At 62.2% G+C, this 12,133-nt stretch carries 8 protein-coding genes; 7 read left to right on the forward strand and 1 reads right to left on the reverse strand.

The genetic code is table 11. The features are described 5' to 3' along the window. Positions 1-17: 17 nt before the first annotated feature. Positions 18-1,349, reverse strand: coding sequence for a TRZ/ATZ family hydrolase (locus QZH45_RS09915; RefSeq protein WP_024778721.1), 1,332 nt, complete (start codon positions 1,347-1,349; stop codon positions 18-20). A 105-nt stretch (positions 1,350-1,454) separates the two neighbouring features. Between QZH45_RS09915 and mtnA the strand changes: the two genes are divergently transcribed. From mtnA to cmk, 7 genes are all read left to right on the forward strand, one after another. Then, on the forward strand, positions 1,455-2,531 hold the full coding sequence (gene mtnA / locus QZH45_RS09920; protein WP_024778722.1) for an S-methyl-5-thioribose-1-phosphate isomerase: 1,077 nt from the start codon (positions 1,455-1,457) through the stop codon (positions 2,529-2,531). A gap of 444 nt (positions 2,532-2,975) precedes the next feature. Further along, positions 2,976-5,642 (forward strand): DNA gyrase subunit A, encoded by a 2,667-nt coding sequence (gene gyrA, locus QZH45_RS09925; RefSeq protein WP_024778723.1) that lies wholly within the window; start codon positions 2,976-2,978, stop codon positions 5,640-5,642. 249 nt (positions 5,643-5,891) lie between these two features. Continuing rightward, complete coding sequence (gene serC, locus QZH45_RS09930; protein WP_055135268.1) at positions 5,892-6,977, forward strand: 3-phosphoserine/phosphohydroxythreonine transaminase; 1,086 nt, start codon at positions 5,892-5,894, stop codon at positions 6,975-6,977. After that, positions 6,977-8,071: a prephenate dehydratase gene (gene pheA / locus QZH45_RS09935; RefSeq protein WP_024778725.1), complete on the forward strand. Its 1,095-nt coding sequence runs from the start codon at positions 6,977-6,979 to the stop codon at positions 8,069-8,071. Before serC ends, pheA begins: the two co-directional genes overlap by 1 nt. A 13-nt stretch (positions 8,072-8,084) precedes the next feature. Further along, a complete protein-coding gene (hisC, locus tag QZH45_RS09940) occupies positions 8,085-9,197 on the forward strand; it encodes a histidinol-phosphate transaminase (protein WP_024778726.1) in 1,113 nt (370 codons plus the stop codon). A gap of 28 nt (positions 9,198-9,225) precedes the next feature. After that, complete coding sequence (locus tag QZH45_RS09945) at positions 9,226-11,433, forward strand: bifunctional prephenate dehydrogenase/3-phosphoshikimate 1-carboxyvinyltransferase (protein WP_024778727.1); 2,208 nt, start codon at positions 9,226-9,228, stop codon at positions 11,431-11,433. Beyond that, a complete protein-coding gene (gene cmk, locus QZH45_RS09950) occupies positions 11,430-12,119 on the forward strand; it encodes a (d)CMP kinase (protein WP_024778728.1) in 690 nt (229 codons plus the stop codon). The genes QZH45_RS09945 and cmk overlap by 4 nt, the downstream gene beginning before the upstream one ends. Positions 12,120-12,133: the final 14 nt, after the last annotated feature.

The raw sequence follows: 12,133 nt of genomic DNA on the forward strand, positions 1-12,133 counted from the left end.
TGGCTCAAGAGGCATGGTTATTCGTCGTGACCGCTGATGCGGCGACCCCAGGCCTGGGCCGTGGCGGTCAGTTGCGGTTCGTCCAGGCGGGTCAGTTGGCCGTCCTCAAGCAACGGCTTGCCGGCCACCCACAGGTGTTTCACGCAATCGCGGCTGGTGGCGTAGATCAACTGCGACACCGGGTCGTAGATCGGTTGTTGTGCCAGTCCCGACAGATCGAAGGCCACGAGGTCGGCGGCCTTGCCGACTTCCAGGGAACCGACGGTGCCCTCTATACCCAGCGCCCGCGCGCCATTGAGCGTGGCCATGCGCAACGCCTGATGGGCATCCAGGGCCGTGGCCGAGCCGGCGACAGCCTTGGCCAACAGGGCAGCAGTGCGGGTTTCCCCCAGCAGGTCCAGGTCGTTGTTGCTCGCCGCGCCGTCGGTGCCGACCGCGACATTGACGCCGGCCTGCCACAACCGCTCCACCGGGCAAAAACCGCTGGCCAGCTTCAGGTTCGATTCCGGGCAATGGATCACACTGCAATTGCTTTCTACCAGCAAGGCCAGATCGTCATCGCTGATCTGAGTCATGTGCACGGCCTGAAAACGTGGCCCCAGCAGGCCGAGTCGCCCCAGGCGAGCCAGCGGCCGCTCGGCGGTGTTATCCACGGCCTGCTGAACTTCGAAGGCGGTTTCGTGAACATGCATGTGAATGGCCGCGTCCAACTCTTCTGCAATCACGCGGATTTTCTCCAGGTTCTCGTCGCCCACGGTGTAGGGCGCATGCGGGCCGAATGCGACTTTGATCCGTGGATGGTGCTTGAGGTCGCCGAACAATTCGATGCCCTGACGAATGGCGTCGTCGGCACTGGCGGCCCCTGGAATCGGGAAGTCGAGGATCGGAATGGCGATTTGCGCACGGATGCCGCTGTTATGGACGCGTTCGCTGGCAACCTTGGGGTGGAAATACATGTCAGAGAAACAGGTGATGCCGCCCTTGATCTGCTCGGCGATCGCCAGGTCAGTGCCATCGCGCACGAAGTCCTCGTCGACCCATTTGCCCTCGGCCGGCCAGATGTGCTGTTCGAGCCAGGTCATCAGGGGCAGGTCGTCGGCCAAGCCGCGGAACAGGGTCATCGCCGCATGTCCATGGGTGTTGATCAGGCCCGGGCTGAGCAGCATGCCCGGCAATTCGCGGACCTGGGCAGCCTCGCATCTCAGGGCTTCGGCCCTTGGGCCGAGGAACACGATGCAACCGTCGCGGATGCCGAGGCCATGATCCTTGAGTACTACACCGGCAGGTTCGACAGGCACCAACCAGGTTGGCAGCAATAATAAGTCGAGCGCAACGGCAGGCTTGGGCATCGTGGATCGGTTCCGTGGGTTATAAAGGATGGCGAAGTATACCCGAGCGTCATCATGCAGGGATCGCTATAATCGGCGGCTTTGTTCAAGAGTGCGGAGTGTAGGATGCGCGATCAACTGTTGGCTGCGGAGAAGGTGAAGGCCATCGATTGGCGGGATGGCGCCCTTTACCTGCTGGATCAGCGTGTTTTGCCGTTCGAGGAAAACTGGATTGCCTACACCAGTGCGGCCGGCGTGGCCGAGGCCATACGCGCGATGGTGGTGCGCGGCGCGCCGGCTATCGGCATCAGTGCGGCTTACGGCGTGGTGTTGGCCGCACGGGCGAGGATGGCCGAGGGTGGGGACTGGGAAGCGGCGCTGGAGGCTGATTTCGCTTTGTTGGCCGAGTCCCGGCCGACGGCAGTGAATCTGTTCTGGGCCCTGGATCGGATGCGTGACCGGCTGGTGCGCTTGAAAACGCATGCAGAGCCGCTGGCTGCCCTTGAGGCCGAGGCTATCGCCATTCACGAAAGTGATCGTGAAGCCAACCTGACCATGGCCCAGCTCGGCGTCGACCTGATCCGCAAGCATCAGGGCAATGCCCAGGCCATCCTCACCCATTGCAATACCGGTGCCCTGGCCACCGGTGGCTTCGGTACGGCCCTGGGGGTGATCCGCGGTGCATTCATCGAGGGGATGGTCGAGCGGGTCTACGCCGACGAAACCCGTCCGTGGCTGCAGGGCTCGCGCCTCACGGCCTGGGAGCTGGCCAACGAGGGCATCCCGGTGACCCTCAACGCCGATTCCGCTGCCGCCCACATCATGAAGACCAAGGGTGTGACCTGGGTAATCGTCGGCGCCGATCGCATCACCGCCAACGGTGATGTGGCGAACAAGATAGGCACCTATCAACTGGCGGTCTGCGCCATGCATCATGGCGTGCGTTTCATGGTGGTGGCGCCGAGTTCGACGATCGACATGAGCCTGGCCAGTGGCGAAGACATCCCGATCGAAGAACGCGACGGGCGCGAACTGCTGGAAGTTGGCGGCAAGCGGGTCGGCGCGGAGGTTGATGCGTTCAACCCGGTGTTCGACGTCACCCCGGCTGACCTGATTGATGCCATCGTCACCGAGAAGGGCATCGTCGAGCGTCCGGACACCGCGAAGATGGCGCAATTGATGTGTCGCAAGCGGCTGCATTAAGACGGTTTTGTCAGGTGCATTGCCTTCGCGAGCAGGCTCGCTCCCACATGGAATTGCGGTGTGTCAGGAACCCCGGGCATACAAAACACTCCTGTGGGAGCGAGCCTGCTCGCGAAGAGGCCCTTGAAAGCTGTGAATCTTCTTGCATTTGAGCACAAATTCTTCAGTCGCAGCGCTTCTAAGCCCCTCTCGTCCCATATCAGCCTGTCACCGGTCAACTAACTATGCTCCATGCGCATCTGGGGGATAGGTGCGTGGCGGCTCTTGTGATAACATCCGGCGGTTTCCAGGGCCGCTTCACGAAGCGGTCTTTACTGCGCAGATCCATGGCATAACTCGTTGATTTGTCGTAAGTCGCTGCATGGCACCGCCCTGTAGCGGCGAGCTTCGTTCGTCCCGTCTGGATGTGACGAGGTTTCACCAGAAAAAGGAATCAGGCTTCTCATGGGCGAACTGGCCAAAGAAATCCTCCCGGTCAATATCGAAGACGAGCTGAAACAGTCCTACCTCGACTACGCAATGAGCGTAATCGTCGGGCGGGCGCTGCCGGATGCGCGCGATGGCTTGAAGCCCGTGCACCGGCGCGTGTTGTTCGCGATGAGCGAGCTGGGCAACGACTTCAACAAGCCGTACAAGAAATCCGCCCGTGTCGTCGGTGACGTGATCGGTAAGTATCACCCGCACGGTGACACTGCCGTTTACGACACCATCGTCCGGATGGCGCAGCCATTTTCCTTGCGCTACCTGCTGGTAGACGGCCAGGGCAACTTCGGCTCCGTGGATGGCGACAACGCCGCGGCCATGCGATACACCGAAGTGCGCATGACCAAGCTCGCCCACGAGCTGCTGGCCGACCTGCACAAGGAAACCGTGGACTGGGTGCCGAACTACGACGGCACCGAAATGATCCCGGCGGTCATGCCGACCCGTATCCCGAACCTGCTGGTCAACGGTTCCAGCGGTATCGCCGTGGGCATGGCAACCAACATCCCGCCACACAACCTCGGTGAAGTGATCGACGGTTGCCTGGCCCTCATCGACAACCCGGAGCTGACCGTCGATGAGCTGATGCAGTACATCCCCGGCCCGGACTTCCCGACCGCCGCGATCATCAACGGTCGTGCCGGCATCATCGAAGCCTATCGTACCGGTCGCGGCCGCATCTACATGCGTGCGCGCTCAACCGTCGAAGACATCGACAAGGTCGGTGGTCGCCAGCAGATCGTCATCACCGAACTCCCGTACCAGTTGAACAAGGCTCGCCTGATCGAGAAGATCGCCGAGCTGGTCAAGGAGAAGAAGCTCGAGGGCATCACCGAGCTGCGGGACGAGTCCGACAAGGACGGCATGCGTGTCGTGATCGAGCTGCGCCGTGGCGAAGTGCCTGAGGTGATCCTCAACAACCTCTACGCCCAGACCCAGCTGCAAAGCGTGTTCGGTATCAACATCGTTGCGTTGATCGATGGCCGTCCGCGGATCCTGAACCTCAAGGACCTGCTGGAAGCCTTCGTGCGTCACCGTCGCGAAGTGGTCACCCGTCGTACCGTGTTCGAACTGCGCAAGGCCCGTGAGCGTGGTCACATCCTGGAAGGCCAGGCCGTTGCCCTGTCGAACATCGACCCGGTCATTGCCCTGATCAAGGCCTCGCCGACGCCGTCGGAAGCCAAGGAAGCGCTGGTCAGCACGCCTTGGGAGTCCAGTGCGGTGATGACCATGGTCGAGCGTGCCGGGGCCGATTCCTGCCGTCCGGAAAACCTCGACCCGCAATACGGTCTGCGCGACGGCAAGTACTTCCTGTCCCCGGAACAGGCGCAAGCCATCCTCGAACTGCGCCTGCACCGCCTGACCGGCCTGGAGCACGAGAAGCTGCTGGCCGAGTACCAGGAGATCCTCAACCAGATCGGCGAGCTGATCCGCATCCTCAACAGCGCCACGCGCCTGATGGAAGTGATCCGCGAAGAGCTGGAAGTGATCCGCGCCGAATACGGCGACGTGCGCCGCACCGAGATCCTCGATGCGCGCCTGGACCTGACCCTGGGTGACATGATCCCGGAAGAAGACCGCGTGGTGACCATTTCCCACGGTGGCTACGCCAAGACCCAGCCGCTGGCTGCCTACCAGGCCCAGCGTCGCGGCGGCAAAGGCAAATCGGCTACCGGCGTCAAGGACGAGGACTACATCGCCCACCTGCTGGTTGCCAACAGCCACACCACGCTGCTGTTGTTCTCCAGCAAGGGCAAGGTGTACTGGCTCAAGACCTACGAAATTCCCGAGGCGTCCCGTGCTGCCCGTGGCCGTCCGCTGGTCAACCTGCTGCCCCTGGACGACGGTGAGTACATCACCACCATGTTGCCGGTCGAGGAATACACCGAAGGCCACTACATCTTCATGGCGACCGCCAACGGCACCGTCAAGAAGACCCCGCTGGAGTCCTTCAGTCGCCAGCGCAGCGTGGGCCTGATCGCCCTGGAACTGGACGAAGGTGACGTACTGATTTCGGCTGCCATCACCGATGGCGAGCGTGAGGTCATGCTGTTCTCCGACGGTGGCAAGGTTACCCGCTTCAAGGAATCCGACGTTCGCGCCATGGGCCGTACCGCCCGCGGTGTGCGCGGCATGCGCCTGCCTGAAGGCCAGAAGCTGATTTCCATGCTGATCCCCGAAGAGGGCAGCCAGATCCTTACCGCTTCGGCGCGTGGTTATGGCAAGCGTACCGCCATCAGCGAGTTCCCCGAGTACAAGCGTGGCGGGCAGGGCGTGATCGCCATGGTCAGCAACGAGCGTAACGGTCGTCTGGTCGGTGCAGTCCAGGTGCTCGATGGCGAAGAGATCATGCTGATCTCCGACCAGGGCACCCTGGTGCGTACGCGGGTCGACGAAGTATCGAGCCTGGGCCGTAATACTCAGGGCGTGACACTGATCAAGCTGGCCAGCGATGAAACGCTGGTGGGGCTTGAGCGGGTGCAGGAGCCTTCGGAAGTCGAAGGCGAGGAGCTGGAAGGCGAGGACGACGTGGCGTTCGACGGTACCCTGGGTGCCGATGTCGACGACATGGCCGGCGACGATCAATCGCTTGACGCTGCCGCAGACGAAGAAGAACCGCAGGAATAAGCGGACACGCAGGGGGCGGATGAAGATTCGCCCCCTTGTTGTTTGTCCCTTTTGAAAGTTTGCGAGACTGTGCATGACAGCGCAACTGTGGGAGCGAGCTGTGGGAGCAAGGCTTGCCCACGATAGCGATAGATCAGTCGACATTCATGTTGAATGCAAGTCTGTAATCGCGGGCAAGCCTTGCTCCCACAATGGACACCCGCTGATACCGTATTAATGTGTGACCACCAGATCAGAGCGAGATTGGATGTGAGCAAGAGAGCCTATAACTTCTGTGCCGGCCCGGCGGCGCTGCCTGAAGCGGTCCTGAAGCGTGCCCAGGGTGAACTTCTCGACTGGCATGGCAAGGGCCTGTCCGTCATGGAAATGAGCCATCGCAGCGATGAGTTCGTGTCCATTGCCACCAAGGCCGAGCAGGACCTGCGTGATCTGCTGAACATCCCGGCCAACTACAAGGTGTTGTTCCTGCAGGGCGGCGCCAGCCAGCAATTTGCCCAGATCCCGTTGAACCTGCTTCCGGAGAGTGGCAAGGCTGACTACATCGACACCGGTATCTGGTCGCAGAAAGCCATTGAAGAAGCCTCGCGTTACGGCCACGTCAACGTTGCCGCTACCGCCAAGCCCTACGACTATTTCGCCATTCCCGGTCAGAACGAGTGGAACCTGTCCAAGGACGCGGCCTACGTTCATTACGCACCGAACGAAACCATCGGCGGCCTGGAGTTCAACTGGATCCCGGAAACCGGTGACGTGCCATTGGTGGCCGACATGTCTTCGGACATTCTTTCGCGCCCTGTGGATGTCTCCCGTTTCGGCATGATCTACGCCGGCGCCCAGAAGAACATCGGCCCGAGCGGTATCCTGGTCAACATCATTCGCGAGGACCTGTTGGGTCGTGCCCGTTCCCTGTGCCCGACCATGCTCAACTACAAGGTCGCGGCCGACAACGGCTCGATGTACAACACGCCGCCGACCCTGGCCTGGTACCTGTCGGGCCTGGTGTTCGAGTGGCTGAAAGAACAGGGCGGTGTCGAAGCCATCGGCAAGCTCAATGAAGTGAAGCAGCGCGTGCTCTACGACTTCATCGACGCCAGCGACCTCTACAGCAACCCGATCAACAAGACCGACCGCTCCTGGATGAACGTACCGTTCCGCCTGGCCGACGACCGCCTCGACAAGCCGTTCCTGGCAGGTGCCGACGAGCGCGGGCTGCTGAACCTCAAGGGCCATCGCTCGGTCGGTGGCATGCGCGCCTCCATCTACAACGCCGTGGATATCAATGCGGTCAACGCATTGATCGCCTACATGGCGGAGTTCGAGAAGGAACACGGCTGATGTCAGAGCAAGAACTCAAGGCGCTGCGCCTGCGCATCGATGCCCTGGACGAAAAAGTCCTGGAGCTGATCAGCGAGCGCGCGCGCTGCGCCCAGGAAGTCGCCCGGGTGAAAATGGCCTCCCTTGCCGAGGGGGAAGTGCCGGTGTTCTATCGCCCCGAGCGTGAGGCTCAGGTACTCAAGCGGGTCATGGAGCGCAACAAGGGTCCGCTGAGCAACGAAGAAATGGCGCGGCTGTTCCGTGAAGTCATGTCGTCGTGCCTGGCCCTCGAGCAACCGCTGAAAGTGGCGTACCTGGGCCCTGAGGGGACCTTTACCCAGGCCGCCGCCATGAAGCACTTCGGCCACGCAGTGATCAGCAAGCCGATGGCGGCCATCGACGAAGTCTTCCGCGAAGTCGCGGCCGGCGCGGTGAATTTCGGCGTGGTGCCGGTGGAAAATTCCACCGAAGGCGCGGTCAACCACACGCTGGACAGCTTCCTCGAGCATGACATGGTGATCTGTGGCGAAGTCGAGCTGCGCATCCACCATCACCTGCTGGTGGGCGAAAACACCAAAACCGACAGCATCAGCCGGATCTATTCCCACGCCCAGTCCCTGGCTCAGTGCCGCAAATGGCTGGATGCCCATTATCCGAATGTCGAGCGCGTGGCGGTATCGAGCAACGCCGAGGCGGCCAAGCGGGTCAAGGGTGAGTGGAACTCGGCGGCGATCGCCGGGGATATGGCGGCCGGCCTCTATGGACTGACCCGTCTGGCTGAGAAAATCGAGGATCGTCCGGACAACTCCACGCGATTCCTGATGATCGGCAACCAGGAAGTGCCACCGACCGGGGACGACAAGACTTCGATTATCGTCTCCATGAGCAACAAGCCCGGTGCGCTCCATGAGCTGTTGGTGCCGTTCCATGACAATGGCATCGATCTGACCCGGATCGAGACCCGTCCTTCGCGTAGCGGCAAATGGACCTACGTGTTCTTCATCGATTTCGTCGGCCACCACCGCGATCCGCTGGTAAAAGGTGTGCTGGAGAAAATCAGTCAGGAAGCAGTGGCACTCAAGGTGCTGGGTTCCTACCCCAAGGCAGTTCTTTAAGGGCGGATAGCAAATGAGTGGCAACTTCCTCGCCCTGGCACAGCCAGGCGTGCAACAACTTTCGCCTTACGTTCCGGGCAAGCCCGTGGACGAACTGGCTCGCGAGCTGGATCTGGATCCGGCCAGCATCGTCAAACTGGCAAGTAACGAAAACCCGCTGGGTGCCGGTCCCAAGGCGCTGGCGGCGATCCGTGACGAACTGGCCGAGCTGACCCGCTACCCCGATGGCAACGGGTTTGCCTTGAAAAGCCTGCTGGCCGAGCGCTGTGGTGTCGAGCTGAACCAGGTGACCCTGGGCAACGGTTCCAACGACATTCTCGAACTGGTGGCGCGTGCCTATTTGGCGCCGGGCCTCAATGCGGTATTCAGCGAGCATGCGTTTGCCGTCTACCCGATCGCCACCCAGGCGGTCGGTGCCGATGCCCACGTGGTTCCGGCCAAGGATTGGGGGCACGATCTGCCGGCCATGCTGGCGGCCATCGACGCCAACACCCGGGTGGTGTTCATTGCCAACCCGAACAACCCGACCGGCACCTGGTTCGACGCCCAGGCCCTGGACGACTTCCTGCAGGACGTCCCGGAGCACGTGCTGGTGGTGCTGGACGAGGCGTACATCGAGTACGCCGAAGGCAGTGACCTGCCCGATGGCCTGGACTTCCTCGCGGCGTACCCGAACCTGCTGGTTTCGCGCACGTTCTCCAAGGCCTATGGCCTGGCATCGCTGCGGGTCGGCTACGGCCTGTCCACCGCCGTGGTGGCCGACGTGCTGAATCGCGTGCGCCAGCCGTTCAACGTCAACAGCTTCGCCCTGGCTGCCGCCTGCGCCGCGTTGCAGGATGAGGAATACCTGGCTCAGAGCCGTCGTCTGAACGAGACCGGCATGCAGCAGCTGGAAGCGGGTTTCCGTGAGTTGGGCCTGGGCTGGATTCCATCGAAAGGCAACTTCATCTGCGTCGACCTGGGTCGTGTTGCTGCACCGGTGTTCCAGGGCCTGTTGCGTGAAGGCGTGATCGTGCGTCCGGTGGCCAATTACGGCATGCCGAACCACCTGCGTATCACCGTTGGCCTGCAAGCGGAAAACAGCCGTTTCCTCGAGGCGCTGAGCAAGGTCCTGGCTCGTGGTTGATGTCACCTCGCTGCAACCTGCTGCACCTATGATCGGTCGCCTGGTGGTGGTCGGTCTGGGGTTGATCGGTGGTTCGTTCGCCAAGGGCTTGCGCGAAAGCGGTCTGTGCCGCGAGGTGGTCGGCGTCGACCTGGATCCGCAGTCGCGCAAGCTGGCGGTGGAACTAGGCGTAGTGGACCGCTGCGAAGACGACCTGGCGGCTGCGTGCCAAGGGGCTGACGTGATTCAGCTGGCGGTGCCGATCCTGGCCATGGAGAAACTCCTGGCACGGCTGGCGACCATGGACCTGGGGCAGGCGATTCTGACTGATGTCGGCAGTGCCAAGGGCAACGTCGTGCGCGCAGCCACCGAAGCCTTTGGCGGGATGCCGGCACGCTTCGTTCCGGGTCATCCGATTGCCGGTTCCGAGCAGAGCGGTGTGGAAGCTTCCAACGCCGGGCTGTTTCGTCGTCACAAGGTCATATTGACGCCTCTGGATCAGACCGATCCGGCTGCGTTGGCGGTGGTGGACCGCTTGTGGCGAGAATTGGGCGCCGATGTCGAGCACATGCAAGTCGGGCGTCATGACGAAGTCCTGGCCGCCACCAGCCATTTACCGCACCTGTTGGCGTTCGGTCTGGTGGATTCATTGGCCAAACGCAATGAAAATCTTGAGATCTTCCGTTACGCTGCCGGCGGTTTCCGCGATTTCACGAGAATCGCCGGTAGCGACCCGGTCATGTGGCACGACATCTTCCTCGCCAATCGCGAAGCTGTCCTGCGCACACTCGATACATTTCGCAGCGACCTCGACGCCTTGCGCGACGCGGTCGATGCAGGGGACGGGCACCAATTGCTGGGCGTTTTCACACGCGCCAGGGTGGCCCGCGAGCATTTCAGTAAAATCCTGGCCCGTCGGGCCTATGTGGACGCTATGAATTCCAACGATCTGATTTTCCTGGCACAACCTGGTGGCTCCCTGAGCGGGCGTATTCGTGTACCGGGCGATAAATCGATTTCCCACCGCTCGATCATGCTCGGCTCCCTGGCCGAAGGCGTGACCGAGGTGGAAGGCTTCCTCGAGGGCGAAGATGCCCTGGCGACGCTGCAAGCGTTCCGCGACATGGGGGTGGTCATCGAAGGGCCGCACCACGGTCGCGTGACGATCCACGGTGTTGGCTTGCATGGCCTCAAGCCTGCGCCAGGCCCGATCTACCTGGGTAACTCCGGCACTTCGATGCGCCTGTTGTCCGGCCTGCTGGCCGCGCAGGATTTCGACAGCACTCTGACCGGCGACGCGTCGCTGTCCAAACGGCCGATGAACCGCGTGGCCAACCCGCTGCGGGAAATGGGCGCGGTCATCGAGACGGCCGCCGACGGTCGTCCGCCGATGGTCATCCGTGGTGGCAACAAACTCAAGGGCCTGACCTACACCATGCCAATGGCCAGTGCCCAGGTGAAATCCTGCCTGCTGCTGGCCGGTCTCTATGCCGAAGGCAAGACCACTGTCACCGAGCCGGCGCCGACCCGTGACCACACCGAGCGCATGCTGCGTGGCTTTGGCTATCCGGTCACGGTCGATGGCGCTACGGCGTCCGTTGAGTCGGGCGGCAAGTTGACCGCGACCCACATCGAAGTCCCGGGCGACATCTCTTCGTCGGCGTTCTTCCTGGTGGCCGCGTCCATCGCCGAAGGCTCCGAGCTGGTGCTCGAGCACGTAGGCATCAACCCGACCCGCACGGGCGTGATCGATATCCTGCACCTGATGGGCGCCGACATCACCCTGGAGAACCAGCGTGAAGTGGGCGGCGAGCCGGTGGCGGACCTTCGCGTAAGAGCGGCTAAACTCAAGGGTATCGAGATTCCCGAGGCGCTGGTTCCGCTGGCGATCGACGAGTTCCCGGTGCTGTTCGTGGCTGCCGCCTGTGCAGAGGGGCGGACGGTGCTGACCGGCGCCGAAGAGTTGCGGGTCAAGGAATCGGACCGTATCCAGGTGATGGCGGATGGCTTGCTGGCCCTGGGCGTCAAATGCGAGCCGACGCCGGACGGCATCATCATCGATGGCGGCCAGATCGGCGGCGGCGAAGTCCATGGTCACGGCGACCATCGCATCGCCATGGCCTTCAGTGTTGCGTCCCTGCGGGCGAGCGCGCCGATTCGCATCCATGACTGTGCCAACGTCGCGACGTCGTTCCCGAACTTCCTGGCGCTGTGCGAACAGGTCGGCATTCGAGTGGCAAAAGAGGCACAGTCGTGAACATCAAGGCACCGGTCATCACCATCGATGGCCCGAGCGGTTCGGGCAAGGGCACCATCGCCGGGATTCTGGCCAGACAACTGGGCTGGAACCTCCTCGATTCCGGAGCCCTGTATCGCCTGCTCGCGTTTGCGGCCAGCAACCATGGCGTGGACCTGACCAACGAGGAGCTGCTCAAGGCTCTGGCGGCGCATCTGGATGTGCAATTCATTGCGGCGACCGATGGTCAACTGCAGCGAATCGTCCTGGAGGGCGATGAAGTCAGCGACGTCATCCGTACCGAAACCGTGGGCGCCGGGGCCTCCCAGGTCGCCGCGCTGCCGGCGGTACGCGAAGCGTTGCTGCAGCGCCAGCGTGCGTTCCTGGAGCCGCCGGGGCTGGTGGCCGATGGCCGCGACATGGGCACGGTTGTCTTTCCGGACGCGCCATTGAAAATTTTCCTCACCGCCAGTGCGGAGGAACGGGCTCGTCGCCGATATTTGCAGTTGAAGGGCAAAGGCGAGGATGTTAGTCTGTCGAGTCTGCTAGATGAGATCCGTGCACGTGATGAACGTGACACCCAGCGCGCAGTAGCCCCGCTCAAACCGGCGGCTGATGCGATACAGCTGGATTCCACGGAGTTGTCCATCGACCAGGTGTTGCAACGCATCATGAGCGAGATCGCCATTCGCGATATCGCCGGGTGACAGGAAGCTCCGCA

The organism is Pseudomonas corrugata (assembly GCF_050920615.1).
Taxonomy (GTDB): Bacteria; Pseudomonadota; Gammaproteobacteria; order Pseudomonadales; family Pseudomonadaceae; genus Aquipseudomonas; species Aquipseudomonas corrugata.

What these genes read in the sequence shown, in the direction of transcription:
- QZH45_RS09915 (WP_024778721.1), bottom strand. Translation starts at nt 1,349, where the DNA reads ATGCCCAAGCCTGCCGTTGCGCTCGACTTATTATTGCTGCCAACCTGG.
- mtnA (WP_024778722.1), top strand. Translation starts at nt 1,455, where the DNA reads ATGCGCGATCAACTGTTGGCTGCGGAGAAGGTGAAGGCCATCGATTGG.
- gyrA (WP_024778723.1), top strand. Translation starts at nt 2,976, where the DNA reads ATGGGCGAACTGGCCAAAGAAATCCTCCCGGTCAATATCGAAGACGAG.
- pheA (WP_024778725.1), top strand. Translation starts at nt 6,977, where the DNA reads ATGTCAGAGCAAGAACTCAAGGCGCTGCGCCTGCGCATCGATGCCCTG.
- hisC (WP_024778726.1), top strand. Translation starts at nt 8,085, where the DNA reads ATGAGTGGCAACTTCCTCGCCCTGGCACAGCCAGGCGTGCAACAACTT.
- QZH45_RS09945 (WP_024778727.1), top strand. Translation starts at nt 9,226, where the DNA reads ATGATCGGTCGCCTGGTGGTGGTCGGTCTGGGGTTGATCGGTGGTTCG.